General features: G+C 66.3%; 22 protein-coding genes. 8 read left to right on the forward strand and 14 right to left on the reverse strand.

Annotated elements, in window-relative coordinates:
* The first annotated feature begins 17 nt into the window (after nucleotides 1-17).
* The 4 genes from tsaA to ACYQ00_RS15390 all read left to right on the forward strand — a co-directional run bounded on the left by tsaA (nucleotide 18) and on the right by ACYQ00_RS15390 (nucleotide 5,130).
* Complete coding sequence (gene tsaA / locus ACYQ00_RS15375; protein ID WP_460032981.1) at nucleotides 18-494, forward strand: tRNA (N6-threonylcarbamoyladenosine(37)-N6)-methyltransferase TrmO; 477 nt, start codon at nucleotides 18-20, stop codon at nucleotides 492-494.
* The gene (locus ACYQ00_RS15380; RefSeq protein WP_460032982.1) at nucleotides 491-2,266 is read left to right on the forward strand and encodes an aldehyde ferredoxin oxidoreductase C-terminal domain-containing protein; all 1,776 of its coding nucleotides are present in this window, start codon (nucleotides 491-493) and stop codon (nucleotides 2,264-2,266) included. The genes tsaA and ACYQ00_RS15380 overlap by 4 nt, the downstream gene beginning before the upstream one ends.
* Nucleotides 2,267-2,282: 16 nt before the next feature.
* The gene (locus ACYQ00_RS15385; RefSeq protein WP_460032983.1) at nucleotides 2,283-3,560 is read left to right on the forward strand and encodes a class II aldolase/adducin family protein; all 1,278 of its coding nucleotides are present in this window, start codon (nucleotides 2,283-2,285) and stop codon (nucleotides 3,558-3,560) included.
* A gap of 175 nt (nucleotides 3,561-3,735) precedes the next feature.
* Nucleotides 3,736-5,130, forward strand: a complete 1,395-nt coding sequence (locus ACYQ00_RS15390) for a hypothetical protein (RefSeq protein WP_460032984.1) — start codon at nucleotides 3,736-3,738, stop codon at nucleotides 5,128-5,130.
* Here the strand turns inward: ACYQ00_RS15390 and ACYQ00_RS15395 are convergent.
* A complete protein-coding gene (locus ACYQ00_RS15395; protein WP_460032985.1) occupies nucleotides 5,120-5,467 on the reverse strand; it encodes a hypothetical protein in 348 nt (115 codons plus the stop codon). The two genes, ACYQ00_RS15390 and ACYQ00_RS15395, sit on opposite strands and share 11 nt — an antisense overlap.
* 46 nt (nucleotides 5,468-5,513) lie before the next feature.
* Between ACYQ00_RS15395 and ACYQ00_RS15400 the strand changes: the two genes are divergently transcribed.
* From ACYQ00_RS15400 to ACYQ00_RS15415, 4 genes are all read left to right on the forward strand, one after another.
* A complete protein-coding gene (locus ACYQ00_RS15400; RefSeq protein WP_460032986.1) occupies nucleotides 5,514-5,774 on the forward strand; it encodes a hypothetical protein in 261 nt (86 codons plus the stop codon).
* A gap of 30 nt (nucleotides 5,775-5,804) precedes the next feature.
* The gene (locus tag ACYQ00_RS15405; RefSeq protein ID WP_460032987.1) at nucleotides 5,805-7,172 is read left to right on the forward strand and encodes a cyclic di-GMP phosphodiesterase; all 1,368 of its coding nucleotides are present in this window, start codon (nucleotides 5,805-5,807) and stop codon (nucleotides 7,170-7,172) included.
* 7 nt (nucleotides 7,173-7,179) lie between these two features.
* Entirely contained in the window at nucleotides 7,180-11,259 is a 4,080-nt protein-coding gene (locus ACYQ00_RS15410) for a class I adenylate cyclase domain-containing protein (protein ID WP_460032988.1), read from the forward strand.
* 236 nt (nucleotides 11,260-11,495) lie between these two features.
* Nucleotides 11,496-11,849: an EF-hand domain-containing protein gene (locus tag ACYQ00_RS15415; RefSeq protein ID WP_460032989.1), complete on the forward strand. Its 354-nt coding sequence runs from the start codon at nucleotides 11,496-11,498 to the stop codon at nucleotides 11,847-11,849.
* Nucleotides 11,850-11,934: 85 nt separating this feature from the next.
* Here the strand turns inward: ACYQ00_RS15415 and ACYQ00_RS15420 are convergent, their stop codons facing one another.
* From ACYQ00_RS15420 to ACYQ00_RS15480, 13 genes are all read right to left on the reverse strand, one after another.
* On the reverse strand, nucleotides 11,935-13,002 hold the full coding sequence (locus ACYQ00_RS15420; RefSeq protein ID WP_460032990.1) for an acyltransferase family protein: 1,068 nt from the start codon (nucleotides 13,000-13,002) through the stop codon (nucleotides 11,935-11,937).
* Nucleotides 13,003-13,195: 193 nt separating this feature from the next.
* Nucleotides 13,196-13,969 carry a tryptophan synthase subunit alpha gene (trpA, locus tag ACYQ00_RS15425; RefSeq protein WP_460032991.1) on the reverse strand — a complete coding sequence of 258 codons (774 nt, stop codon included), beginning with the start codon at nucleotides 13,967-13,969 and terminating at the stop codon, nucleotides 13,196-13,198.
* Complete coding sequence (trpB, locus tag ACYQ00_RS15430; RefSeq protein ID WP_460032992.1) at nucleotides 13,966-15,168, reverse strand: tryptophan synthase subunit beta; 1,203 nt, start codon at nucleotides 15,166-15,168, stop codon at nucleotides 13,966-13,968. Before trpB ends, trpA begins: the two co-directional genes overlap by 4 nt.
* Nucleotides 15,169-15,192: 24 nt before the next feature.
* The gene (locus ACYQ00_RS15435; protein WP_460032993.1) at nucleotides 15,193-15,864 is read right to left on the reverse strand and encodes a phosphoribosylanthranilate isomerase; all 672 of its coding nucleotides are present in this window, start codon (nucleotides 15,862-15,864) and stop codon (nucleotides 15,193-15,195) included.
* Nucleotides 15,864-16,682, reverse strand: coding sequence for an indole-3-glycerol-phosphate synthase (locus ACYQ00_RS15440; RefSeq protein ID WP_460032994.1), 819 nt, complete (start codon nucleotides 16,680-16,682; stop codon nucleotides 15,864-15,866). The genes ACYQ00_RS15435 and ACYQ00_RS15440 overlap by 1 nt, the downstream gene beginning before the upstream one ends.
* A complete protein-coding gene (gene trpD, locus ACYQ00_RS15445; protein ID WP_460032995.1) occupies nucleotides 16,676-17,710 on the reverse strand; it encodes an anthranilate phosphoribosyltransferase in 1,035 nt (344 codons plus the stop codon). The genes ACYQ00_RS15440 and trpD overlap by 7 nt, the downstream gene beginning before the upstream one ends.
* On the reverse strand, nucleotides 17,711-18,307 hold the full coding sequence (locus tag ACYQ00_RS15450) for an anthranilate synthase component II (protein ID WP_460032996.1): 597 nt from the start codon (nucleotides 18,305-18,307) through the stop codon (nucleotides 17,711-17,713).
* Nucleotides 18,288-19,706, reverse strand: a complete 1,419-nt coding sequence (locus ACYQ00_RS15455) for an anthranilate synthase component I family protein (protein WP_460032997.1) — start codon at nucleotides 19,704-19,706, stop codon at nucleotides 18,288-18,290. The genes ACYQ00_RS15450 and ACYQ00_RS15455 overlap by 20 nt, the downstream gene beginning before the upstream one ends.
* A 186-nt stretch (nucleotides 19,707-19,892) precedes the next feature.
* Entirely contained in the window at nucleotides 19,893-20,723 is an 831-nt protein-coding gene (locus ACYQ00_RS15460; protein ID WP_460032998.1) for a prephenate dehydrogenase/arogenate dehydrogenase family protein, read from the reverse strand.
* Entirely contained in the window at nucleotides 20,720-22,138 is a 1,419-nt protein-coding gene (gene aroA, locus ACYQ00_RS15465) for a 3-phosphoshikimate 1-carboxyvinyltransferase (RefSeq protein WP_460032999.1), read from the reverse strand. Before aroA ends, ACYQ00_RS15460 begins: the two co-directional genes overlap by 4 nt.
* A gap of 11 nt (nucleotides 22,139-22,149) precedes the next feature.
* A complete protein-coding gene (pheA, locus tag ACYQ00_RS15470) occupies nucleotides 22,150-23,301 on the reverse strand; it encodes a prephenate dehydratase (RefSeq protein ID WP_460033000.1) in 1,152 nt (383 codons plus the stop codon).
* A 1-nt stretch (nucleotide 23,302) separates the two neighbouring features.
* Complete coding sequence (locus ACYQ00_RS15475; RefSeq protein WP_460033001.1) at nucleotides 23,303-24,280, reverse strand: 3-dehydroquinate synthase II family protein; 978 nt, start codon at nucleotides 24,278-24,280, stop codon at nucleotides 23,303-23,305.
* A 10-nt stretch (nucleotides 24,281-24,290) separates the two neighbouring features.
* Nucleotides 24,291-25,094, reverse strand: coding sequence for a 2-amino-3,7-dideoxy-D-threo-hept-6-ulosonate synthase (locus ACYQ00_RS15480; RefSeq protein WP_460033002.1), 804 nt, complete (start codon nucleotides 25,092-25,094; stop codon nucleotides 24,291-24,293).
* Nucleotides 25,095-25,108: the final 14 nt, after the last annotated feature.

Here is a 25,108-nt window from a genome sequence, read left to right on the forward strand (position 1 = left end):
TGCATGAGGTGGGTCCCATGGCTGAGTTCGATGCGTTGGATCTGGTCCTGACGCCGGTGGGGGTGGTGCGTTCGTCCATCACCAGCACCCATGATGCGCCAAAGATGGAAACCGAGGGCGGCGTGGAGGCGGTGATCGACATACTGCCCCAGTATCGCGAGGCCATGCTTGGCCTGAAAGTTGGGCAACAGGTGGTGCTGCTGACCTGGCTGCATCAGGCCGATCGCAGCTGTGTGCGGGTCCATCCGCGCGGGGATACCTCCCGCCCCCTCCAAGGCGTGTTCAACACCAGATCCCCGGCCCGGCCAAATCCCGTGGGGCTGCATGTGACGACCATCGTGGCCCTGGCCCCGGACCGCATGACCGTGCACCCGCTGGAAGCGCTGGATGGCACGCCCGTTGTGGACATCAAGCCCCACCGCAGGATCCCGCCCCCGGCAGCCCCTGATTCCGAGAGCACGGAACGGACGGGCGGGGAGCGGCGGGACGCATGACCGGGCCGCAGCCCGGAAGGCTGGCCGGCTGGCGCGGGCGGGTGCTGCATGTGGACCTGACGCGCCGGCAGTGGCGGACGGTCTCCATCCCTCCCACACTCCTGCAGGCCGTGCTCGGCGGTCGGGGTCTGGCCGGGCGGCTGCTTGCGGAACAGGCTCTCCACCTCGAAGAGGCCGAGCCTCCGGTCATTCTGGCCAGCGCACCCCTGGCCGCGGGCGTGCTGCCCATGGCCTGCCGGGCTGTGGTTGCCTGCGTGTCCCCCTTGACGGGAATCATCCGCCATCAGCCGGTCGCCGGCCGGCTGGCCGTGGCCCTGCTGCGGGCCGGCCTGGATGCCGTGGTGCTGCATGGCCGGGCGGAAGCGCCTGTTTCCCTGCGCATCGAGGGGGAGGCCGTTCATTTTGACCCGCCAGCGCCGGCGTTGCCGTGTCCGCCCAGGGCGGCACGGCTGTGCATTGGCCCGGCCGCCCGGGCCGGCTCGCCCCTGGCCTGTCTGCTGGATGAAACCGGCCGCCCCATGCCGGGGCTCGGCTCCGGCGGCGGTCCTGGGCTGGCCTTTGCCCGGCGCAATCTGAGCGCCGTGACCATTGCCGGCGCGCATCCCCTGATGGTGCAGGACCGCGCTGCCCTGCGCCGGGTGCGGCGGGTGTTGCTGCGGCTGATCCATGCCTCCCCCGCCCTGGCCGGGGCCTCGGGCGTGGGCCGGCATGGCGATGGGGCGTTTTTTGATCTCCTCCAGGCCCGCGGCATGCTGCCGGGGCAGGCGGGAGAGACGCCCTCCACCTGCGGCACAGAACCACTGGGCGCACTGGCGTATGCCGCCTCCGGCCGGTTGGGCTGTGTGGCCTGCCCCACGCCGTGCGGTCGGCTGAATGCGCAGAGTGGCTCGCAGGTATTGCCGGATTTGCGAGCCATGGTCGGATGGACGGCCCTGGTGGGGCTGCGTCGGCGTGAGACGGTGCTTCGGGCCTCTGCACGCTGTCTGGCCCTGGGCCTGGACGCCTGGGAGGCGGCCGCGGCCGTGGCTGAGCACCTGGAAGCCCGAAATGAGACGGTCGACGAGGCCCGCCTGCTCAATCTGCTTGAGGCCCTGGGCCGGGGGGAGCGTCTGGACAGGTCCTCCCATGGAAGCCTGCGGGTGAAGGGCATGGCCCTGCCGCCCATGGACCCCCGCGGCGCCTGCGGACTGGCCCTGGCCCTGGCCGTGGGGGCGCAGGGGCCGGACCCGGACGCCTGCACGGTCTGGCATCAGGAATTGCTGCGCAAGCCTGTGGCCGTGGATCGTTTTTCCTGGGCCGGCAAGGCCCGGCTGGTGGCGCGGGGGGAAGATGCCGCTGCCGTGGCCCAGAGCCTGGGAGTGTGCAGCCTGGGGCTGGCGGCCCTGGGCGTGGAGGAACTCAGCCAGGCCCTGGCCGCGGTCACAGGATGGAACGTTTCGGCCGGGGAACTGGCGGCCTGCGGCGCGGCCATTGTCAACCAGGACCGTGCGCTGGCATGTCGTGTCGGGATGGATGTCTCGTCAGATGACCTGCCCGCCCGGTACTTTGTCGAATCGTTCTCCCAAGCCGGCGGGGCAGGAGGATTTTCTCCTCCCGCACTGGACAGAGAGGCGTTTTTGGAGGAACGTGGGAAATACTACCGGATTCGCGACTGGGACTCTCAGGGGTGTCCGGATGTGACCGACCCGGGCAGGACCAGTTCGCGGCCTGGTGGTGAGCGTTGGGGCAGCGAGATATCGGGCAGCGGGATTTCGAGCGGCGGGATTTCGTAAGACAGGGGAGAGCGCCATGCAGGAAGCGTTGGATCAGGTCGCGCAGTCCCTGGTGCGTGTGGGCTTGGCCGTGGGCGCGGGAGCCGGCAGCACGCAGGACGGCCCGTTGCTTGGCGCTCAGGATGAAGGGCTTGTCTGGAATCGTATTCCAGAAGACCCCGTCGCGTGGCGCGCCCGTTTCGACGCCGTGCCCGGAGCGGCCTTGCTGGCCTTTCGGCCGGCCGGGGCCTATGGCGTGATTGCCCGGCACCTGATCCGCCTGGCCCAGCGCGAAGGGGCCAGGGCGCTGCTGCCTGCGGATTCCGAAACCCGGACCTTTTTGCACGACATCCCCCTGGCTCCCTCCCTGGCCCCGGAACATCTGGCCGAGGCCTTGCGCCGGCGCAAGGGGTGTCTGGCCCTGGACGAGCAGGGCGCTCCCTGGCTGGTGGCCACCGGGGCGCTCATCCCCGAGCAGGCTGTGGTCACGGCGTCCTGCATCTGCTTTGCCACTTTTGTGCAGTTTTTCGTGGATGCCCTGCTGGCGGCCCGGCTGCATGGGCTGGACAGCGCCACGCGCGAGGCCGCGGATGCCGTCTTCGCCGCGCTGCCGCCCATCACCGATATTCCGCCGCGGCTGGCCGTCGGGCCGTTTGAAACCGCGACCGCATCCATGGCCGCCATGGTCGAAGTGGGGCAGGCCACGGTGCGGCTGGGGCTGGTGGACTCCTGCTTCGGCAACGTGTCCTACCGGGTGGGGTCAACCCTGTTCATCAGCCAGACCGGTGCGGCCCTGGACGCGCTGGAAGACGCCATCGACGCCTGCTCCCTGACCGATGATCCATACCAGGGCGCGACCACGGCGGCCATGACTGCCTCCAGCGAATGCCAGGCCCATCGGGCGGTCATCGAGCGGGCCATGGCTGGCCTGCCTGAGTCCGGCTGCGTTGTCCGGGCCATTTTGCACGGGCATCCGAAATTTGCGGTGGTTCTTTCCATGGATTGCCCCGGCCGCGGCGTGGGCGTCCGGCAGCCATGCCCGGATGCGGAGTATTGCCAGATCCGTTGCCCTCGCTCGCGTTGGCTGGAGCTGGACAGCTGCCCTGAAATCCCCGTGGTGCCTGGCGAGGTGGGGACCGGCCCCACGGGCCTGTGCGAGACCATGCCTGTGGCCCTGACCGGCCGCAAAGGGGCCATGGTTTTTGGGCATGGCCTGTTTACCGCCGATCCGGTGGATTTCAACGGCGCCCTGGCCACATTGCTGGAAGTGGAGAACGCCTGCCGCCGCGAAGTGTCGCGCCGGCTGGGCTTGTAGTCTGGTCGGGGTGCGCAGTGCCGAGGAGGAGAACGTCCATGCCCGCGTCTTTTTCATCTGGATTTCCGGGCGGATGCGTCACGCTGCGTTGCGCCGCCGGGGCAACCGCGGCAATCCTGATATCCATGACAGGCAGCGGACCGGGCAGCCGGATCCATGCGCTGCAGGAGTGCTGATGCCAGACCCTACGCCGGATTTTGCCGCCCAGCGGTGCACCTGCGACGACTGGCTCCAGCGCCGGGCCCGGTTCATGATCGATGACCCGCGGCGGTGCTGTGCGCATTTGCTGCAGGGGTACATGGCGGATCCCACCAGCCTGCCCCTTGGGCTGGCACGGCACCAGCGCCGGCTTTCCTGGTTTGCCGGGGAGGCGGAAGGGTTCCCGGTCACCCGGCAGATCCTGGCCCTGACCCTTTCGGGGGAGAGACCGTGCGAGGCCTATGTGCCTTGGGAAGAGGACGATCCCTGGCTGTGCGTGGTGGTGGATGGGGTGCGATACGGCTACCATCGACTGCAGCACCATTGGCAGGACGAACGTCAACCCCCGGCGGCGCTGCGGGTGGAAGTGGAGGCGGCCCTGGACCGCGCCCTGGCGCTCGTCTCCCAGGGCAGGGATCTGCAACAGACGCGGAGCAAGGCGGAACGACGGCTGGAGCCTGAAGCGCTGCCACCCGTCCCGTCCATGGACCCTGACCAGCCCGTGCCGGCTCCGCCTGCACCTCAGCCCGCAATTCCGCCTGTCGGGGCCGCGGCGGGAGCAGCCAGCACACCAGCCTCGCCTGCGTCATCCGGTGCGGCGGTTCCTTCCGGAGGACCGCGGTTCCAACTGCCGCCCCTGCCCGATGCGGCCGGCCGGCCGGGAAAGGCCGGGGGGCTGCAGCCAAATGCGAGTCCAGATGCAGGGCCAAGTGCAGGGCCAAGTGCAGGGGCGGACCTCGTGCCGGATACCGAGCGGCCGGGGCTTGCTCCCTGGAAGCTGGCGGCGGCCCTGCTGGTCATGCTGCTGCTGGCCCTGGGTATTGGTAACTGGGCCATCTCCCGCGGGCCGCTGGCCGACCTGCTTGGCCTCCCGCAGCATGAGGCAGCCCTGCCCCAGGCCGGCGGGGCACTGCCGGGCGCGCAATCTGCCCCTGCAGGGCGACCGGGCGAGGCGGGCGGCGGGGCCGGAGGTGCTCTGGACGGCGCGCTCCAGCGCCAGGGGCCTGTATCAGAACCAGCGCCGGAATCGGAGCCCTCCCAGGCCATCCGGACACGGCAGATCCCTGCCTCGACCGTGCAGGGGGATACCAGCCAGGCCAAGGCCATGCTGGCATTCATGCGGGAGCAGCCCGGCGCTGCGTTATACGTGCTGCGCTGGGAGCTTGCCGGTGGCGGTCATATGGAGCTGGTGGCCAATCTGAAGCGAAATGTGCTGGCCCGGGCCCGGGTGCGGGCGGATGGCTGGACCGAAGCGGAGGTGCATGAGGGGTTTGTGATGGAACGGCTGACCCTGGCAGCACAGGGCGGGCGCCTGAACGACACCACATTTGGCCGGCGTCCGCCAAGGATGGAGCGTTTTTTTACACGCTGAAAACCTGGGGACGTTGCTTTTTTTCTGGCCACGTGCTCGAGTGGAGGCCTTCGTCTCCAACAGTGTCCGGTCCGGAATAATTCGGCGGGCGACCTGCTGGGGCCTTCACGAATTCAAAGGAGATGGCTATGAAGTTGCGCACGTGTTTGAAACCGGCATTGGCCCTGTCTTTGACAATGGCCCTGACGGCGGCGGCGCTTTGCCTCTTTGCTGTTTCTGGCGCAGTGGCTGCGGATTGCCCGAAGGGCTTTGTCAAAACCTCTTCGGGGATGTGCATCAAGCCGGATGGCAAGGGCGCGCCTTCGGGAGGGATGACGTCGCAACCCAAATCATCCATCCCGTCCTCCATCCCGTCATCCGTTCCTTCCTCGGGGTCGAAGTCCATGTCTAAAAAAGAGAAAAAATCGCAGCAGGACCAGCAGATGCAGGCGCAGTACAGACCGCAGCAGGGGCAGCAGCAGGGCCGTCCGCCCCAGCAGGGGCAGCAGGGGCAACAGGGGCAGCAGGGCCGTTCCGCAGCCTGCCATCAGGCCCTGGCCAACTGCAACGCTGTCTGCGCACAGAACTACGCCGCGCACCGCAATCCGGCCGTGTACAACGCGTGTCTGGTCAATTGCAATCTGGGGTTCAATACCTGCCGGTAACTGCCGGCGCGAGGGGCACGTAGCATTGTCATGACCGTTTCCGAATATCCCATTGACGTGCAGCAGATCTGCATCGGCCTCTTTGTGCGCCTGGATGAGCAGGCGGTGGAAGAGGACGTCGTGCGCTGGCCGTTTCCGCGCAAGGCGCTCAAGATCACGGATGAAGGCATGGTCAATGCGCTCAAACTCTCCGGGCTCAAACACCTGCTGGTGGTGTTGGATAAAAGCGACAGCATGCCGCTGCCGTTGCATATTCCGGAAGATCTGGCAGCGCCGCCTTCGGGTCCGGGGCCGGACTCGGGCGGTGCGCCAGCTTCCGGAACAGCGGAGGGGGATGCGCCCGCCTTTCGCACGCCGCTTTCCGCCGAACTGCGGGCGCTCAAGCGGGAGACGTTGGAGCGCAATCGAGAGCGGCAATCCCGCTATGCCCGTTGCGAGGAACAGTACACGCGTTCCGTGTCCCAGGTGGCGGGCATCATCCGCCGGGTGTCGGGCAAAAACGCCGCGGCCGTGGACGAGGCCGCCCAGGTGGCCAAGTCCCTGGCGCATACGTTTTTGTCCGAACGCGACGTGCTGCTCAACGTCATCACCACCAAGTCCCCGGAGGAGCGCCAGCATTTCCATTCCCTGAACGTGGCCGTGCTGTCCATGATGGTCGGCGCGGAGCTGGGGCTGGACGAGGCGACCCTGAACACCCTGGGCATGGGGGCCCTGCTGCATGATATTGGCAAAGGGCGCATGCCGGCCACGTCCCTGCAGGGGGGGCAGATGCAGCTCAAGCTGGCGATTCGCAAGTATTATCACCAGCATCCGGTTGTTGGTGGCCGGTTGGCCGCGGATTTGCCCAATGTGCCCCGCGGAGCGCTGCCCATTATTGTGCAGCACCATGAGGCTCTGGACGGCACCGGTTTTCCCAAAGGTCTTGCCGGCGAATCGCTCCATCGTCTGGCGCGCATCGTCACGGTGGTGGATCGTTACGACAACCTCTGCACCCAGGGCGGCCAGCAGGATGAGCCCCGGGAGGACGAGGAAGGCCTCATTCCCCACCAGGCCATGAAGCACCTGTACAACCGCAGCCGCTCCAAGCTGGACGAGCTCTGCCTGACCACCTTCATCCGCTGCCTGGGCGTGTACCCGCCGGGCAGTGTGGTCCAGCTCTCCAACGGGCTGTTCGGCATGGTTGTGTCCACCAATCCCAAGCGCGCCACCCGGCCCTCGGTGATGGTCTACCACCCCGAGGTGCCACGCATGGAGGCGCTGATCATCGATCTTTCCATCGAGGACGGCCTGGAGATTCAGCGCTGTCTGCGGCCCGAAGCCCTGTCCCGCGCGGCGCTCAAATATCTTTCCCCCAGCCGGATGCTTGGCTACTACGCCGACGTCGCGCCCGGCGCGTGAGGGTTGCATGGCGTCTTCAGGATCTGCCTCCTCGTCCAGTACCCTCTTGCGCCGGGTGCTCGGCATGATCCGGGATGTGCTGTATTCCGGAGGCCGCCGCCTGCCGTCGGAAACCATTCCCCTGATTGATCAGGCCATGGGCTTTCTGCATGCGGCCGATGCGGCCGGCACGCCGGAAGCCGCGGTGCAGCGCCAGGAGCTGGCCTTCCTGCTGGCCGGTCTGGCCCGCATCTCCCGCGAGACGGCCTTTGTCAAACTCTGCTGGGAACGTCTGCCCCGGCTGGGTTTGTGGGGAGACGTGCTCTGCGTGTACTCCATCCAGGAAACACTGCTTTCCCGCCAGAACGTGCTGGTTCTCCTGCGTCAGCTGCCGGCGTTGGCCCAGTTGCGGGTGGCCAACCGGCTGCTGCTGCTGCCGGTCATTCCGGACAGGGATCCGCAGGACAAGAGCCAGGACCGGGAGCTGACAGACTGGGCCCTGGAGACCGTGCGGCGCATCCAGGTGGAAGAGCCGGATGAAGTGCTGGTTTTTCTGGAGCGTACAGACGCGTTGCGCGGGCCGCTGGCCTATCCCGTCCAACGCGAGCTCATGCGCAGCCGCTTTGGCATCTGGATGTCGGAACTGCTCAAACTGCCCATCTCCCGCCAGCAGAGTGCGTATCTGGCCACCACGGCCCGCATGCTCGGCGTGCGCAGTGTGGCCGAGGCCCTGGCCCGGCACATGCTCAAGGCCGAGGTGGGCACCCTGCTGGAATTCTGCCGCATTGCCCTGGTCTGTTGCGAGCGGGCTGAGCCCGGTTCCGCCGCGGTGGCCCTGGTGGAGGCCATGCAACTGCACCCCCTGCGCGAGGTGCGGCTGGCCTCTCTGCGGTGCCTGGCGCATTGGGAGTCGCCCAAAGCCGTGGAGGCGGGCGCCGCACTACTGCATGCGGCCAGCGCCGCGGAACGGCGCAGGGCCCTGGCCATCCTGCTGCAAGGCACGCCGGCGCAATGGCAGGCCGTTCTGGAAGGTGTGCCCAAGGTGGAGCAGGGCGAGCTGCTGCTGGACGCGCTATGGTTGCTGGCCAAAACGGATCCGGACCGTATCGACGCCTTGCTGCATTGGCTGCGGCGCGGCGCCGGGCAGGCCTTTGGCATGGCGGAAGAAGAGATGACGGACATGGGTCTGGTGCTGGACGGGCTGGAGAGCTGGCGTGCCGCCGCAGTCTCTGGCCTGGAGCTCCCCTGGCCGGAGGCGCCGGCCTGCGCCCGCGTCCTGCCGTCCCCCCCCGGTACAGGCAAGGGCAAGTCAAAGTCGAATACCCCTGCCCTTGGTCCGCGCACAGCAGCCAGGGATGCCGCATACGATACCTTGAGGCAGGATGGCGCGGATATTTCCCGCGGCGAGTTTGAACGCTGTGTCTTCCATGGCGGCCACCTGCCGCGGCTGCATGCGGAGCAGGCGCGCTTCGTGCAGTGCTCCTTTCGAAACACGGTGCTGCCGGAAGCCGTGTTCCAGGAAACACAGTTCCTGGACTGCCGGTTTGAAGGCTGTCTGGTGGATGCAGCCACCTTCGAACGGGCGACGTTCCTGCGGTGCCAGTTCACAGCCTGTACCCTGACGGGAACCCGGTGGAAGGCAGTCCGGCTGGAGGACTGCCGCATGGAGCTTTGCGACTGTTCCGGCATTTCCTGGAATGAGGTGGAATGGAACGCGGCCACGTTGCTCGGCTGTTCCTTCCTGGCTGCCCGCTGGACCAGGCTGCGCACCAAGGCCGTGCACTGGCAGCATTGCAGCATGGAGAGCCTGGCCGCGCGGGATTGGGAATGCCGCGGCGGCTCGATGCTAGGGTGTTCCCTGGTCGATGCCCGCCTGGAAGCCGTGCAGGGCGATGAATCCACCCTGCTCATGGAACTGGCCCGACAGATTGAGGAGCGGCTGGATCAGGCCGGGACCCGGGACGATGGCAGGGCCACACCCACCCCGCCCGCGGCCCTGCTGGCCGAGGAAGGCGGCAGGATGCTTTCCGCCTGCATCACCGGGTGGCTGGAACTTCGGGCCGCTGCCCGCGGAGAGGCCGCCATGCTGGCCAACAACCGTCGCCGGCGCTCCTGGGCCGCCTGCCTGCTGCCGTCCAGGGCCCGCGGCCTGCTGACGGCCCTGCCGGCCCTGCTGGAGGCCGGCACACTGCCCCAAAGCGCCCACCCGCCCGTGGCCGACGCCCCTCCCGTCCGGCATGCCCCATGTCGCATCCACGGCTATGTTCCCGATCAGGAGGCCCTTGCCATGTTGCGGGAGTGGCATCTGGAGCACCATTCCCTGCGCAGCAGTCCAGGGCTGGTCGGGCAGCAGGCCATCCATCTGGAAGCCCTGTTCACCATTGGCAGTTCCGGGACCATCGCCCAGTCCAACACCTCGGACGTGGACCTCTGGTGCTGCTATGACGAAGCCGCCGTCACGCCAGCCCAGCTGGAGGCCCTGGAACGCAAATGCCGACACATCGAGCTCTGGGCCGAGGAAGTGCTGGGCATGGAAGTGCATTTTTTCCTCATGAGCATGGACGCTGTGCGCGAGAACCGCTTTGGCTTCAGCAGCGCGGAGAGCAGCGGCAGCGCCCAGGCCCGGTTGCTCAAGGAGGAGTTCTACCGCACCGGCATGCTGCTGGCGGGCAAACTGCCTCTCTGGTGGCGCATCCCTGCCGGTGCGGATGCCGCAGCCTACGCCCGCCTGCGGTTCTGGAGCGAGGCCGGCCCCGGCTCTCTCACAGGACAAAGCCTGCGGCCCATGCTCGCCTCCCCAGCCATGGACATGGGCATGCTGGCGGATATTCCACGCGAGGAATACTTCGGCGCGGCGCTCTGGCAGATGGTCAAGGCCCTCAAGAGCCCGTTCAAGTCGGTGATGAAGGTGGCGCTCCTGGATCGGTATGTCCGGGAAAACGCCGTCTCGCCCCTGTTGTGCGACCGGATCAAGGCCCGTATTCATCGCGGCGGCAAGGACATGTGGGAAATTGATGCCTACGCGGTGCTCTTTCGCGAAGTGTATGAACAGTATCAACGCATGGGCAACACGGATGCCCAGGGCCTCATGCGTCTGGCCTTTTTGCGCAAGACAGGCCTGCAGGATGCCGCCAGCACGGGCCAGGCCCTGCGGCGCGGCGAATACCAGGGCTTCTTTTTCCCATACAGCGAAACCGGCATTGCCATGCAGCTGGAAGGGCGGCCGGAGCTGGCCGATCCAGGCGAGAAAGGCGGCAAGGGGGCCAAAGAGGACTCCTTTAACGAAAGCCTGAAGCTTGGCGAGCGGATCATGCGTTTTCTGGTGGCCACCTATGCCAACATCCACAGCGCCATCGGCTCCGGGGCAGTGGAAGCGCATGTGAGCATGGAGGATCTGCTCAAACTGCACCGCCGGATCAGCGCGTTCTTCACTCCCCGGCCGCTGAAGATTCTGCGCATCCCCTTCCTGGACCGAGGCCGCGAACCGTTCCGGGTCATGGAATTCCTCAGCCGGGGGCAGCCCGGACAAATGCTGGTCTGGGATGTTTTTGCCGAGCCGGCCATGGGCACGGCCGCGGCCGGTATTGCTGGCGGCGCCGGTGCTGGCGGTCCGGCCCGCGGTGGCCGCAACGCCCGGCAGCTGCTCAACCGCGATCTCTCCCCGGAACGCCTCTGCGCCTGGTTGCATGCCAACGCCCTGTGCGGGGAGCAGACGCAAATCGCCGCCCAGGCCCTGGTGGCGCCGGTATCCATTACGGACCTGCAACTGCTGCTGGCGGCGCTGCGGGCCTTTTTCCCGCTGGATCGCGTCTTTGCCCCACCCATGGAGCAGCTCCTCAAGGCCGAGGTGGTCACGGCCTGCATGGTGGTGGGCAATTTCATGGTTCCGCGGGAGGAACGCGCCCTGCGGCAGGCGGCCATCATATACGCCACCTCCTGGGGCGAGCTGTTCTGCCGGCCCATGGCCAGGCAGCTCGACCAGTTCGAACACGCCCCCCTGGCCAGCCTGCGGGCCAACTGCCACGCCCCGCTTTCTCCGGAGATGACCTTCTCCTTCCATACCCCCCGCCGCGCCCAGTGCCGGGATGTCTTCCTGGCGGTCCGTTAGCCGTCTGGCGTCACTGCAGCCGGTAAAATCTGCCGGCATCCTGACTGGTTATTCAGATATCAAAAGGTATCTTTGCGATATCTTAAGGTATTAACAATTGCGCTTGATATTTGCATATGCGCTGGCACGGCAGGTGCGGCATGGGCTGTGGTGCCGGAACCGCTTGGGCCTCGGCATGGCAGGGACGCGGTGCTGAGGCTCAAAGGCATGATGCACGAACACGCAGGAGCAGTGGCATGATCAAGGTCTCGCAAAGCATGTTGGAATATTCGCTTTCGTGCTGGCTGGACAAGGACACGGGTTCCTCCACCACCTCGTCCTACCTCAACAATCTGGCCGCCACCCTGGCCAGCAAGAAATACCTCAAAGACAATGACACGGACAAGGATGGCGGCCTCAACAAGGACGAGGTGACTCTCTCCGAGGAAGCCTTCAAGAAGCTGGACGAGGACAAGGACGACCTGCTCTCTGAAGAAGAGATCCGGGCCAGTCTGTCCGGGTATGAAGGGGAAATTTACGACTACCTGGCCAAGACGGATCCGCGCTGGAGCAAGATCAAGGAATTGTCCAGCATGGTCATGAAGATCTGAGCCGCATCCGGATGTTGAGGAGAGCGTGCCCAGGCGCGCACCGTGGGTTGCCCTCCGGCGGCCCACGGCGCAGTGCGTTGGTTTTTCAGGAGCCGAAGAACAGGCGCGATCGGCTGCCCAGAAGCTGCTTGCCCAGCACAGCCAACCCTGTGCTGACGCTCAGGGTCAGTACAAAGAAAGTGACTGATTCCAGGTAAGGATCACTGATGAAGTAATCCTCCGGAGAGATGGTCACCAGCGCATAGCGCAATAGATCATCCACATAGACGTGGATGAAATAGATGGCGAAGCTGAAGTCTGCCAGCTTGCCGAGTACATCCATTTTCCTGTGCTGCAACCCATGCAGTACCCGCACGCACAAGAGCAGCAACAGCAGCTTCTGTACATAGAACAATCCCGAAAAGACGTAGTAATGCAGGGCGCTGCCTGACTGCACCGCCAGCGAGTGGTGCCCGTAAATGGCTGTGGTTACTGCCAGCAAGGCCCAGGCAATGGTCCGGACGTGACGCTGGATGAATGCCAGAAAGGCCTCATGGTGCCTGCGAAAGGTCATGCCGAAGAGATATATCGGAAAGAAATACAACAGCATATTGTAGTTGAAGCTGGCGCCGGACCGTGGGAAAAAGAGCGGCAGTATCAGCAGCGACCCGGTCATGGGCACAAAGATACGGTCCGGAAGGCGCAGCAACAACGGGCTGGCCGCAAACACCAGCATGATGAAAGGGATATACCAGTATTGAAACGATGCCGTTCCCTGCGCCAGCACGGCAACGAGCCTGGGCAGACCGGCCAGCGAGGGCCAGGAAAGTTCCCCCGTACGCAACCAGGCCAGCAATTCGCCCACCCCAAGCCCCACCAGGGACATCACCACATACGGGCACACCACATAGAGCAGTTTTTTGCGGAAAAACGTCCGCATGTCGAAGCGGTCGGAAAGATGCTGAAACAAAAAGCCCGAAATGAATACGAAAAAGACTGTGCTATTATGAAAGGCCAGCTCCCGCAGCCAGTCGAGCGGCAGGGCGAAGGTGTTGTCCCGCAGGGACGTGCTAGGCCACAGCGTATGCACCGCCACGATGCATAAAATGGCAACACCACGAAAATAATGAATGTATTTGACATGCGCACGAGGCGGCACGGTTCGATCAGTCATTCTGTACCTTTCATCTGTGCCTGGTGGCGTTGGACTCCGGAGTGCGATGCGGCCGGCTGGCTGGCTTGTTCATTCTGCTCGCATGCAGCTTACCTTCCAGGCAAATGAAGAGTTGTTCACCAATGACGGGGCAGTGCAAAAACGGCGGGAGGGAGACCCTCCCGCCGAAAGGCGTGCAGCTGGAGGCAGCGAGCTACTTCCAGCGGGCCATGAAGCCGGCGGCGTCGCCACCGTTCTTGATGTGCCGGATCAACGCGCTGCCGAAGATGGCCGCGTCCGCCGGCAGGTTTTCAAGCTGTTCGGGCCGGCTGATGCCAAAGCCCAGGGCCACGGGCACCGGGAAGAGCGACCCGGCCAACGCCAGCTGGGCCTTGACGGGCTCGGGCAGGCTGTCGCGCTCGCCAGTCACACCCAGAACGCTGACCAGATACACAAAACCGCGGGCCGTCCCGGCGTAGAGCTGCATGCGCTCGGGGCTGGTGTTCAGGCCGATGAGGGGAATCAAATCCACCCCGGCCGGCGTGAGCGCCTCCAGGAAGGGCCCGTATTCCTCATACGGCAGGTCCGGAATAATCATCCCGGACACGCCGGCTTCGGCCGCATCCCTGGCCAGGGCGTCCAGGCCGTATTGCAGGAAGGGATTGGCATAGCCCATGAGCACCAGGGGCGCCTTGGGGGATTTGCCTGCCGCGGCCAGGGCCTTGAGTTCGCTGAGGATCCAGGCCAGGGTCACCCCGGCGTCCAGGCATTCCAGGGAGGCCGCCTCCACCACGGGGCCGTCGGCCACGGGGTCGGAGAAAGGCACGCCGATTTCAATGACATCCGCGCCGTTTGCGTCCAGGGCGGCCAGCTCCGTGAAGAAGCGCTCCTTGCTGGGATAGCCGGCGGGGAGGAAGGGGATCAACGCGGGGCGGCCGTTGGCCGCAGCGGTCCGGATGGCTGTCTCGATTCTGGATGGGGCGCTCATGCCTGCTGCTTCCTTTCATTTTCCTGAATTTCCTGAATGATGCCGAGGTCCTTGTCGCCACGGCCCGAGAGCGTCACGGCCACGTGGCAGCCCTTGGGCAGCCGGTCCCGGTTGGCCAGCACCCAGGCCACGGCGTGGGAGCTTTCCAGGGCCGGGATGATGCCTTCGGCGCGGCACAGCGTGTGGAAGGCTGCCAGGGCCTGGGCATCGTTCACGCATTCGTAGGTGGCGCGGCGGGTGGCCTGCAGCCAGGCGTGTTCCGGACCCACGCCGGGGTAGTCCAGGCCGGGGGCCACGGAATGCGAGGGCATGATCTGCCCGTCCTCGGTTTGCAGGAGCTTGGTGCGGGTGCCATGCAGCACGCCGTCGGAGCCCAGATTCAGGGTGGCGGAATGATAGCAGCCGGGTTCGCCGGTGCCGGCGGCTTCCACGCCCACGAGCTGCACATCCTTGTCCTCGATGTAGGGGAAGAAGGTGCCCATGGCGTTGGACCCGCCGCCGCAGCAGGCGACCACATAATCCGGCAGGCGGCCGATCTTGGCGCGGAACTGGGCGCGCATCTCGTCGCCGATGCAGCGCTGGAAGTCCCGGACGATGATGGGGAAAGGGTGCGGCCCGACGACGGAGCCGATGCAGTAGTGGGTGGTGTCCTGTTCGGCAATCCAGTAGCGCAGGGCGGCGTTGATGGCGTCCTTGAGGGTCTGGGTGCCGGATTCCACAGGATGCACCGTGGCGCCCAGCAGTTCCATGCGCCGGACGTTATGGGCCTGACGGGCCACGTCGGTGGCGCCCATGAACACCAGACATTTCAGCCCCATCATGGCCGCGGCCGTGGCCGTGGCCACACCGTGCTGGCCCGCGCCGGTTTCGGCCATGAGCACGGTTTTGCCCATGTGTTTCGTCAGCAGGGCCTGGCCTATGGTGTTGTTGATCTTGTGGGCCCCGGTGTGGGCGAGGTCCTCGCGCTTGAGCCAGAGGTTGAAGCCGAGTTCCTTGGAGAGGACCCGGCAATGGTACAGGGACGTGGGCCGGCCGACATAATCGGCCATCAGTTCGGCCAGCTCGGCCTTGAATTCGGCCGAGGCGGCGATGGTGGCGTACGCCTTTTCGAGCTCCTGCAGGGGCGGCATGAGCAGCTCGGGGACGAACTGGCCGCCGAAGTCGCCGAACCAGCCGGCGCGGAGTGCGGAAGTGGTCATGACATTGCCTTTATATGGAATGCTTCATGGTGTTGGGGGATCGGCCGGCCGGCAGAGCGCCTCGCGCGCCGCGGCCAGCTTGGCGGGATCCTTGATGCCGGGAGCGGATTCCACCCCGGAATTGAGGTCCACGCCATCGGGGTTGCAGAGGTCGACTGCCTGGCGGACGTTTTCGGGCGAAAGCCCCCCGGCCAGGAACCAGCTGCGGGGCATTTTGATCCTGCCCAGGGCGGCCCAGTCCAGGGTTTTGCCGTGTCCGCCGCCGGAGGCGCCGGCGTCCAGGAGCAGGAAGCGACAGTAGGGAGCAAAGCGGGCCAACTCCGCCTCGAAGCTGGCGACAGTTTCGTGCCGCTGGGGCCAGAAGGCGCGCATCACGCGCTGCCGGCCCAGGGCCAGACAGCAGGCTTCGTCCTGATCGCCGTGCAGCTGGGCCAGATGCAGCCCGGCCTGGTCCATGATGTCCAGGATCTCTCCGGCAGTCTGATTGACAAACACCCCCACGCGCATGCGCTCGTCGGTGCAGATGGCCTTGGCCTGGGCCGGCGTGACCGCTCTGGGGCTCTTGGGATGAAAAATGAATCCCAGGAGCGAGGCGTTCACGGCCGCAGCCGCGTCGGCGTCTTCTTGCCGGGTGATGCCGCAAACCTTGACCAGGACGTTGCCACAGGCGCAGGCGCAGGAGGAATTGTCGTACATTAGGGTCGGACCTCCGAGAGCAGGTGGAGCAGGGCGGTTTCCGGATCCGGCGCGGCCATGAGGGACGAGCCTACCAGGACGCCGTCGTACCCAAGAGATCGCATCTGGGCAAGGTCCGAGGGCTTGGCCATGCCGGATGCGCTGATCCACAGCTCGCCGGCAGGGCTTTTGGGTTTGAGGGCAATCAGCCGTGCGGAGGTCTGCATGTCCATGCGCAGGGTGTCCAGATCGCGGTTGTTGACCTGGATGATGCGCGGGGTGGCAGCCTGCCGCAGGGTGGCCATGGCCGAGCGGGCACGGGCGAGGTCGGTTTCGTCAAAGACCTCCACCACCGCTTCCAGCCCCAGGGCCTCGGCCGTGCGGAGCATCTCGGCCAGGGCGTCGTCCGTCTCGAACATGCGGACGATAACCAGCGCGGCCGCGGCCGGCGTGGCCGCGGTTTCCACCAGCTGCAGGGGATCCAGCAGGAAATCCTTGCGCAGCAGCGGCAGGCCGGGGCCGGTCATGCGGGCCAGAAAGGCCAGCGAGCCCTGGAAGTGCGCCTCCTCCGTGAGCACGGAGATGGCCGAGGCGCCGGCGCGGGCGTACTTCTCCGCCACGTCCTCCGGGGGCATGGTCAGGTTGATGGGCCCCCTGGATGGCGAGGCCCGTTTGTATTCGGCGATGACGGCCAGGGGCGGCGCGGCCAGCATTGCCGCCAGGGACAGGCCCATGGGCGGCCGCGGGCCGGGAAACGCTGCCGGCAATGAGCCGGTGGCAGCCAGGGCCTTGAGCCGGGCAATGCCCGGTTCCTGTGCGGTGCGGAAACGCGCTAGCATCCGAAACGCTCGCGCAGGTATTGGGCGGCCACACCCGAGGCCACCACGCCCCGGGCCTTGTCCACGCAGTCACCCAGGGTGGTGTCTTCCTCGGCCAGGTGCAGGGTCACGCCCAGGTTCAGGGCGAGCATGTCCCGCATGGCCTGGGGGCCCTTGCCGGCCAGCACTTCGCGCATCCTGGCCACGCCGTCTTCGCGGTCCCTGATGCCCACGTCCGCCGGGCTGTGTGTCGGGAAGTCGAAGTCCTGCGGGTCCAGCTCGGTGTGGGCCAGCTCGCCTTCGGCCACCCAGGTGATCAGGGAGGGGCCAAAGGTGGTCAGCTCGTCCCAGCGTTTGCCTTCCGCCCCGCCACTGCCGCAGACCACAGCGGCGCGGCGCACCCCGGCCAGGGCCAGGGTTTCGGCCACCAGCTCCATGAGTTCGGGCCGGGCCACGCCAAGTAGCTGGTGCGTGGGCCGGGCCGGGTTGAGCAGCGGGCCCAGGACGTTGAACAGCGTGCGCACGCCCAGCTCCTTGCGGATGGGCATGACATGCCGGAAGGCCGGGTGGAAGTGCGGGGCAAAGAGGAAGACAAAGCCCCGCTCGGCCAGCAGGGCGGCGGCAGCGTCGGCGTCGGCAGTCAGCTCCATGCCCAGGCCTTCCAGGACGTCGGCCGAACCGCAGTTGCCGGTCATGGACCGGTTGCCGTGCTTGGCCACGGGGTAGCCCAGGGCAGCCACGCAGATGGCCACGGCCGTGGAGCAGTTGAAGGAGTGGCTATGGTCCCCGCCGGTGCCGCAGGTGTCCAGCAGCACGGGGTAGCTGGCCCTGGGCTGCACCAGCCGGGCCTGCCCCAGGGCGGCGTCCACGGCGGCGGCCAGCTCATCGGCGGTCTCGCCCTTGGCCCGCAGGCCCATGAGCAGGGCGCCGGCCTGGGAGGGGGTCAGGTCGCCAGCCATGAGCATGCGGAAGGCCGTGTCGGCTTCCGGCCGGGAGAGGGGCTGCCTCCCGGCCAGGGCTTCCAGTATTTCTGCAATGGTGATGGACATCTACGTGTTCTCCATCAGGATCTTGTTAGGGAAGTTGGCCAGCAGGGTCGGGCCGTCCGGGGTGAGCACGGATTCGGGATGGAACTGCACCCCGGCCCAGGGCCGGTCCTTGTAGCGCAGGCCCATGACTTCCTGCTCGCCGCCGGGCTCGTCCACCACGGCGGTCACTTCCAGCAGATCCGGGGCTTCCTCGGCCCGGACGAGCAGGGAGTGGTAGCGGCCCACCTCGAACGGGTTGGGCAGGCCGGCGAAGAGACCTTCATTGTTGTGCCGGATCGGGGACGTCTTGCCATGCATGATGCGCGGACCCACGTTGACCGTGGCCCCGGCAAAGTGCCCGAGGATCTGGTGCCCCAGGCACACGCCGAGCACGGGCGTGGTTTTGGGCAGGCGCTCCAGGAAGTTGAGGCACAGCCCGGCGTTCACGGGATGGCTGGGACCGGGGGAGATGCAGACCATTTCCAATTCCGGGGACGTGGCCAGGTCCAGCAGTTCGGGCCGGTCGTTGCGCACCACAGTCGGGTTCAGGCCGATCTTCTGGAAGGCCTGGACGAGATTGTAGGTAAACGAATCGAAATTATCGATGAGCAAGAACATGCTGCACTCCTTCGCCGGCGAGGGCGGCTTGCTGGGCGCGGGCCTTGTTGTGGCACTCCTGCCATTCCTTGTCCGGGTCGGAGTCAAAGACCAGCCCGGCGCCGGTCTGCCATTGGACGAGGCCGTCGCGCACCCAGAAGGAGCGGATGAGGATGCCGGTGTCCATGTCCACGCGGTCCTTGTCCAGCCCGAACCAGCCGATGGCCCCGGCATACGGCCCGCGGGCCACGCCCTCCAGCTCGGCGATGATCTCCATGGCCCGGACCTTGGGCGCGCCGGAAACCGTGCCGGCCGGGAAGCAGCTGGCCAGCACATCCAGGCTGTCCTTGCCCTCGGCCAGCTGGGCCGAGACGTATGACGTCATGTGCATGACGTGGGAGAAGCGTTCCACCTCCATGCTGCGGTCCACCTGCACGCTGCCGGGGGTGGCGATACGGCCCAGGTCGTTGCGGCCCAGGTCCACCAGCATGACGTGCTCGGCGCGCTCCTTGGGATCGGCCAGGAGTTCTTCGGCCAGGCGCTGATCCTCGGCCGGGGTGGCGCCACGGGGGCGCGTGCCGGCGATGGGGCAGGTGCTCAGGCGGCCGTTGTCGCAACGGACCAGCATTTCCGGCGAAGACCCGAACACCGCCACCTTGGGCAGCCGCAGGAAGAACATGTACGGCGACGGGTTGATCTGCCGCAGCCGCCGGTAGAGCACAAAGGGCTCGCCGGTGAAGGAGGCCTGAAACCGCGTGGAAAGGACGATCTGAATGGCCTCGCCCTGGGTGATCAGCTCCTTGGCCCGCAGCACGCCTTTTTTGTAGGCCACTTCCTCGGGCATGTTCATGATCGGGCCGTGGACGGGAATGTCCTGGCGGCGGTTGATGCTCTGGGTGTCCAGCTCCACCTTCACGCCTTCCACCACGCTCAGGATGCACAGCTTGCCGAAGAGGTGGTCAAAGAGGGCCACATGCCCCGGCAGGACCAGGGTGGATTCCGCGGCTTCCACGGGGATGAGCGCTTCCAGCTTGGGCTCGAAGAGCCGGGCCGTGGCATAGCCGAAGTAGCCATACAGGCCGCGGCAGATGGGCGGCAGGTCGGCAAATTCCTGGTCCGGTTCGATGCGGATGTGCTGCATGACCTTGCGCAGGCCCTCAAGGTAGGGCATCCCTTCGAATTCTTTCAGGCCTTCCAGGCGGTTGTCCCGGCAGGCCACTTCCAGCTGACCGTTTTTGCAGGAGAGCCGGAGGCGGTAGTTCCAGGCGATGACCGAATAACGGCCCAGGCGGCCGTCCACTTCGGCGCTTTCCAGCAGCAGGCCTTGCTTGGAGCCCACCAGACCCAGAAACAGGCTGATGGGAGTATGAATATCCGCGGCCGTCCAGGACCCGGTTTGTCTCAATATCACAGGTTCCATCGTCGTACTCCGTTGGGTTGGGTTACTGTGCTGCACTGCCCTGCCAACTCGGATTTTCCGGAGCGAATCGCCAGCCCATCCAGGATTGCCAGCGCTTCCAGGCTCGCCGGAGTCGCCAGACTCGCCAGGCTCGCCAGATCCGCCAGGTGTGGAAAACCCGGTCAGTCCTTCAGCCGTAGTCTGTGCTCATGACTCGCTCCTTGGCGATGGTTCCTCCCACCAGCGCTGGGCGTGCTGGACCAGCAGGTCCAGATCCCCGCCTGCAGCCACGTGGAGGAAGCTGCGGTATTGCCGCACCAGATCCATGGAATATGGATTGGCGTCGAACAATGTGGAAAAAAGCGCGGCGTCCTGGGTCAGCATCTTGCGGGAGGCGTCCAGCCGTCTGGTAAAGGACGGTGTCAGGAAGGGTTTGAGGGACGCGTCTCCCGACAAGGCTGCAAGATACGCCACGGTGGTGACGAAATTAAGATTCTGGATGGCGGCCATGGCCCGGTCGTGTTCCTCGGCCGTGGTGGGGAAGCAGGCAAAGCCCATGGCCTCGAAGAGGGCCGAGACCCTGGCGGCGGCTTCGGCGTCCTGGGAGTCCGGTCCCTGGACGATGGCCACCCGCGCGTCTTCCGGCGGCACGGGGCCGAAGAGGGGGTGCGTGCCGGTGACCGGACCGTGCCAGCCTGCGGATGTTTGCGCCGTCGCCGAGGTTCGCTGCGCTGCGGCGTCGGTCCTGGCCTTGCACATGGCCTGCATGGGGCCGAGCTTGACCGAACAGACGTCGGCCAGGCAAGCCTCCGGGGCCAGATGCGGGACGATGATTTCCAGCAAGGCCGCGAAGGCCGTGACCGGCACGGCCAGCAGCACCAGATCCGCCCGGGGCAGGGCCTGGGCCAGGGCAGCCTCGTCCAGGGGCTGGTCGTACACCTGCACGACCAGCCCCTGGGATTCGGCCCGCTGGACAAAGAGCCCGCCCATCTGCCCGTGGCCGCCAAAGACGGCCAGTTCTCGAAACGGAAGGTTCACGAGCGCGCTCCATGCTGGCCGCGCAGCACGTTCCATGCGTCCCAGAAGCCGGGGAAGCTCTTGGACACCACATGGGGTTCATCCAGCCGCACGGCAATGCCCTTGCGCTCAAAGAGCGAGAGGCACATGGCCAGGCGATGGTCATTGTAGGCCCGGCAGTCCACCCCATTGGCCAGCACGGCGGCGGGGACGGGCTGCGGGACGATGCGCAGGCCGTCGGCCAGCACTTCCACCATCGTCCCGATGCGCCGCAACTCCGTGGCCACGGCGTCCAGGCGGTCGCATTCCTTGATGCGCAAGTGGGCGACATTGCGAATGATCGTAGGCGAATCGGCAAAGGCCGCCGCCACGGCCACGGTGGGCACGATATCCGGGCAGTGGCCCATATCCAGCTCCGCGCCGTGTAGCGGGGTGGGGGACATGGTCACCGTGCCGCCCTCCCAGCGCGGGGTGGCGCCCAGGGCCTCCAGGCAGGCCAGGATGGCCCGGTCGCCCTGCAGGGAATCCTGCCGCAGTCCGGCCACGGTCACCGCCCCAGGCCCGAGGATGCCGGCGGCCAGGAAGTAAGACGCGTTGGACCAGTCGCCCTCCACCACGTAATCGCGGGATCTGTAGGCTCCCGGATTGACGAGGAAGCGGAACCTTCCGGGCGCGACTTCCCGCAGCGTCTGCCAGTCCACGAGCTTCCAGCCGTCGTCCGTCAGCTCCTGGACGGTGACGTCCACGCCGAAGTCCTGCATGGCCTGCAAGGTCAGGGAGACATAGGGCCAGGAGACGGTTTTTCGGCCGCCGATGGTCAGGGTGGTCGCCTCCCGGGCCATGGGCGCGGCCAGGAGCAGGCCGGAGAGGTACTGGGAGCTTTCCTCCAGGTCGATTTCCACGTCTCCGCCGGCCAGCCCATGCGCCTCGATGATGCAGGGCGGGTTGCCCACGGTGCCTTCCCAGCGGAAGACGGCTCCCTGGGCTTCCAGGGCCCGGGCCAGGGGGGCGATGGGCCGGTCGTGCATGCGGCCGCGGCCGTGCAGGCGGAAACGCCCCTGCCCGGCGGCGGCAATGGCCGTGACCAGCCGGCAGGTGGTGCCGGATTCGCCGACATCGAGATCTGCCGGGGCAGCGGCAGGCAGATCCGCTGCATCGTCATTCGTCAGTTCGGTTGGATCTGCGGCAGTCTCAAGGGCTGCGCCCAGGGGATGGCCGTCCAGGCCAGTGACGGCATAGGCGCCGGGACCCTGGCGGGTGATGCGCGCGCCCATGGCGCTGAGGACGGCTGCGGTGCGGGCCAGATCCTCGCTTTCCAGGACATTGCGGATGGTGGAGACGCCCCCGGCCAGGGCCGCGCACAGGCAGGCCCGGTGGGAGACGGACTTGGACGCCGGCGCCGTGACCGTGACGGTGGGTGCGATGGATGCAGTCATGCCGGCCTCCTTTACATGGATTCCAGGTAGGGACCCTGGGGGTAGCTGCCCAGGATACGCAGGGTGTGGCAGTGCTCGCGCATGGCTTCCAGGGCCCCGCGGTAGCTGATCTCCTGCAGGTCGGCCTCCACATCCACAAAGAACACGTACTGCCAGCGCTCCCCGCGCAGGGGGCGGGACTCCAGCTTTTTCATGTTGATGCCCAGGCCGGAGAGGACCATCAGCACCCGCACCAGGGAGCCGGCCTTGTCCGGCAGGGTGAAGAGCATGGAGGTCTTGTCCCGCGTTTCCTGCTTGACCGGGGAAGCGCCGATGACGACAAAGCGCGTCCAGTTGTCCGGCATGTCCTCGATGGACCGGGCCAGGATGTGCAGCCCGTGGCGTTCGGCCAGGGCGGCATGGCCGATGGCCGCGGCCTTTTTGCCCTTGCTGCCAAGCTCGGCCACCAGCCGCGCGGCGGCGGCGGTGGATTCCGTGGGGATGACGCTGGCCTTGGGCAGGCGGGCCCGCAGCCAGTCCCCGCATTGGGCCAGGGGCTGGGGGTGGGAATACACGGCGTCCACCTGGGCCAGATCCTCCACCGTGCCCAGCAGGCAGTGGGAGATGCGGCTGGAGAGCTCGGCCTGGATGAACACCTCATAGCGCAGGAAGAGATCCAGGCTCTGGCCCACGGTGCCCTGCAGGGAGTTTTCCAGGGGTACGATGCCCAGCTCGCATTCCCGATTGTGCACGGCGTGGAACACGGCCTGCAGATCGTGCATGGGGGTGAAGTCCACGCTGTGGCCCAGGAACTGCTGGCCGGCAAAGTAGGAGAAGGTGCCTTCAGGGCCCAGATAGGCCACCTGCTGCGGCCGTTGCAGGCTGCGGGAGGAGGAGAAAATCTCCCGGTAAATGGCCTTGAGGTGCGATTCCGGCAGGGTGCCGGCGATGGTTTCGTTGGCCTGGATGAGCTTGTCCAGGACGTCCTTTTCGCGGAAGGGCTTGAAGATCAGATCCTGGGCCCCGGCCTTGACCACGCCCACCTCGCGGCTGCAGGCGGCGCGTTTGTTCAGCAGCGTCAGCAGATCCTTGTCGATGCCGTCGATCTGCTCGCGCAGTTCGCGCATGCGCGCCTCGGGAGCCGAGGCTGGCGCGTTGTGATTGGTGTTGTCCTCGGCTGGCATCCTAGTGCTCCTTGATCTGTTCCTGGATGCGCATGCCGAAATGGCGGCCCGGCGCGTCGGCGTTCACCAGCACCTCATCGCCCACCTTTACCGTCACCACACTCACCGGCTGGCCGCCGGGGTGCACCAGGCGGATGGTTTCGGCGTTCTGCAGGAAGATGGATCCCTTCTGCCCCGTGGCCTTGATTTCGGCGTCAATGCGCAGCATGGGCCGCACTTCCACCTTGGCCCGGCCCACGGTGGCCACGGTGGTGCTGCCGTCATGGGCCACGATGAGCACCTCGCGACCGGAGGTTACTTCCTCCAGGTAGCTGGTCTTGTCACCGGGCATGAGGGCGTAGGCGTGCACGGCTCCGGCATTGATGCGGAAGGGGCGGGCGGCCACGTAGGGGTTGGACTCGGTTTCGGCGTTCACCAGGAAGGTGAAGGCCGAGGAGTTGCCCACCAGCATGCCCTGGCCGGACTTGAAGACGCTCATGGTATCCACGCAGACACGGTGCCCCAGGCCCACGGCGCTGATGCCGGTGACCGTGGCCGTGGCCAGCTCGATGCGGCCCTGGGAGAGTTTGATTTCCTGCACGATGGTCTTGAGCTCCGGCGCGGCCTGGGGGTTGACCACCAGAAAGTCCACGCCCCGCTCCAGGATGCCGGCCGCCAGCCGGGCCTGGTCCAGGGTGTCCACTTCCACGCCCAGGCCGGTGGTCTGGGCCAGGATGTTTTCCACGGGGATGATCTCCCAGCCGCGGGTCAGGATGACTTTGTCTCCGGCCATGAGGCAGGTCACGGCCTGTTCCTCGTCTTCTTTGGCCGCAAGGCAAATGGCCGTGAAGTCCGCCGGGGTGAGGGCTTCCACGCGGCTCAGGGACTGGACATCCGCCACGTGCTCCGGCTCCACGATGACGCCGTCCACGCCGCTTTCCAGCGCCAGGGTGACCAGGGACTTCTCGTAGGGAATGGCCTTGAAGTACACGGTTTTCATCTAGAATTCCTTATTGCGGTCTGGGGATCATGGCCAGGGCTTCGTCCACGGTGGCGCCTTCATGGACCACGGCGTGCAGGGCGGCCACCAGCTCGCGGATGCTGCGGTGCTGGAAGATGTTCCGGCCCACGGAAAGCCCCGCGCCGCCGGCCTGGACGCTGTCGTAGACCATCTGCACAAAGGCGCGTTCGGAATCCAGCTTGGGCCCGCCGGCGATGACCACCGGGATGCAGCAGCCGTCCACCACCTTGGCAAAGGATTCCGGGTCCCCGGTGTAGGGCACCTTGACGATGTCCGCGCCCAGCTCCATGCCCACACGGGCACAGTGGGCCACCACCTGGGGATCAAAGGAATTCTTGATCTTGGGGCCGCGGCCGTAGACCATGGCCAGGAAGGGCACGCCCCAGTCCGCAGCCTTTTCCGCAGCCTCGCCGGCTTCCTTGAGCATGTGGCGTTCCAGCTCATCGCCCAGGTTGATGTGCACGGAGACGGCGTCCGCACCGTGCTTGAGGGCTTCTTCCACGCTCGTCACCAGCGTTTTGGAATTGGGGGAGGGGGAAAGATCGGTGGAGGCGGAGAGATGGATGATCAGCCCGATGTCCTGCCCGCGGGAACGATGGCCGCAGCGCACCAGCCCCTTGTGCATGAGCACGGCGTTGGCGCCGCCCTCGGCGATCTGGCTCACGGTTTCCCGCATGTCGATGAGCCCTTCCACGGGTCCGATGGAGATGCCGTGATCCACGGGGACAATGATGGTGCGGTTGGTGTTTCTGTTGACGAATCGTTCCAGCCGGACGGATTTGCCGATGCGCATGGTCGTGCCCTCGC

Source organism: Megalodesulfovibrio paquesii, assembly GCF_054653055.1.

Bases quoted from the DNA above. Each gene is read 5' to 3' on its own strand.
- aroA (WP_460032999.1), bottom strand. From the start codon at position 22,138: ATGACTGCATCCATCGCACCCACCGTCACGGTCACGGCGCCGGCGTCC.
- trpA (WP_460032991.1), bottom strand. From the start codon at position 13,969: ATGAGCGCCCCATCCAGAATCGAGACAGCCATCCGGACCGCTGCGGCC.
- ACYQ00_RS15380 (WP_460032982.1), top strand. From the start codon at position 491: ATGACCGGGCCGCAGCCCGGAAGGCTGGCCGGCTGGCGCGGGCGGGTG.
- trpB (WP_460032992.1), bottom strand. From the start codon at position 15,168: ATGACCACTTCCGCACTCCGCGCCGGCTGGTTCGGCGACTTCGGCGGC.
- tsaA (WP_460032981.1), top strand. From the start codon at position 18: ATGGCTGAGTTCGATGCGTTGGATCTGGTCCTGACGCCGGTGGGGGTG.
- ACYQ00_RS15390 (WP_460032984.1), top strand. From the start codon at position 3,736: ATGCCAGACCCTACGCCGGATTTTGCCGCCCAGCGGTGCACCTGCGAC.
- ACYQ00_RS15385 (WP_460032983.1), top strand. From the start codon at position 2,283: ATGCAGGAAGCGTTGGATCAGGTCGCGCAGTCCCTGGTGCGTGTGGGC.
- ACYQ00_RS15415 (WP_460032989.1), top strand. From the start codon at position 11,496: ATGATCAAGGTCTCGCAAAGCATGTTGGAATATTCGCTTTCGTGCTGG.
- ACYQ00_RS15395 (WP_460032985.1), bottom strand. From the start codon at position 5,467: ATGGATGATTTGGGTTGCGACGTCATCCCTCCCGAAGGCGCGCCCTTG.
- ACYQ00_RS15440 (WP_460032994.1), bottom strand. From the start codon at position 16,682: ATGCTAGCGCGTTTCCGCACCGCACAGGAACCGGGCATTGCCCGGCTC.
- ACYQ00_RS15405 (WP_460032987.1), top strand. From the start codon at position 5,805: ATGACCGTTTCCGAATATCCCATTGACGTGCAGCAGATCTGCATCGGC.
- ACYQ00_RS15435 (WP_460032993.1), bottom strand. From the start codon at position 15,864: ATGTACGACAATTCCTCCTGCGCCTGCGCCTGTGGCAACGTCCTGGTC.
- ACYQ00_RS15400 (WP_460032986.1), top strand. From the start codon at position 5,514: ATGTCTAAAAAAGAGAAAAAATCGCAGCAGGACCAGCAGATGCAGGCG.
- ACYQ00_RS15455 (WP_460032997.1), bottom strand. From the start codon at position 19,706: ATGGAACCTGTGATATTGAGACAAACCGGGTCCTGGACGGCCGCGGAT.
- ACYQ00_RS15410 (WP_460032988.1), top strand. From the start codon at position 7,180: ATGGCGTCTTCAGGATCTGCCTCCTCGTCCAGTACCCTCTTGCGCCGG.
- ACYQ00_RS15450 (WP_460032996.1), bottom strand. From the start codon at position 18,307: ATGTTCTTGCTCATCGATAATTTCGATTCGTTTACCTACAATCTCGTC.
- ACYQ00_RS15480 (WP_460033002.1), bottom strand. From the start codon at position 25,094: ATGCGCATCGGCAAATCCGTCCGGCTGGAACGATTCGTCAACAGAAAC.
- pheA (WP_460033000.1), bottom strand. From the start codon at position 23,301: ATGCCAGCCGAGGACAACACCAATCACAACGCGCCAGCCTCGGCTCCC.
- ACYQ00_RS15420 (WP_460032990.1), bottom strand. From the start codon at position 13,002: ATGACTGATCGAACCGTGCCGCCTCGTGCGCATGTCAAATACATTCAT.
- ACYQ00_RS15475 (WP_460033001.1), bottom strand. From the start codon at position 24,280: ATGAAAACCGTGTACTTCAAGGCCATTCCCTACGAGAAGTCCCTGGTC.
- trpD (WP_460032995.1), bottom strand. From the start codon at position 17,710: ATGTCCATCACCATTGCAGAAATACTGGAAGCCCTGGCCGGGAGGCAG.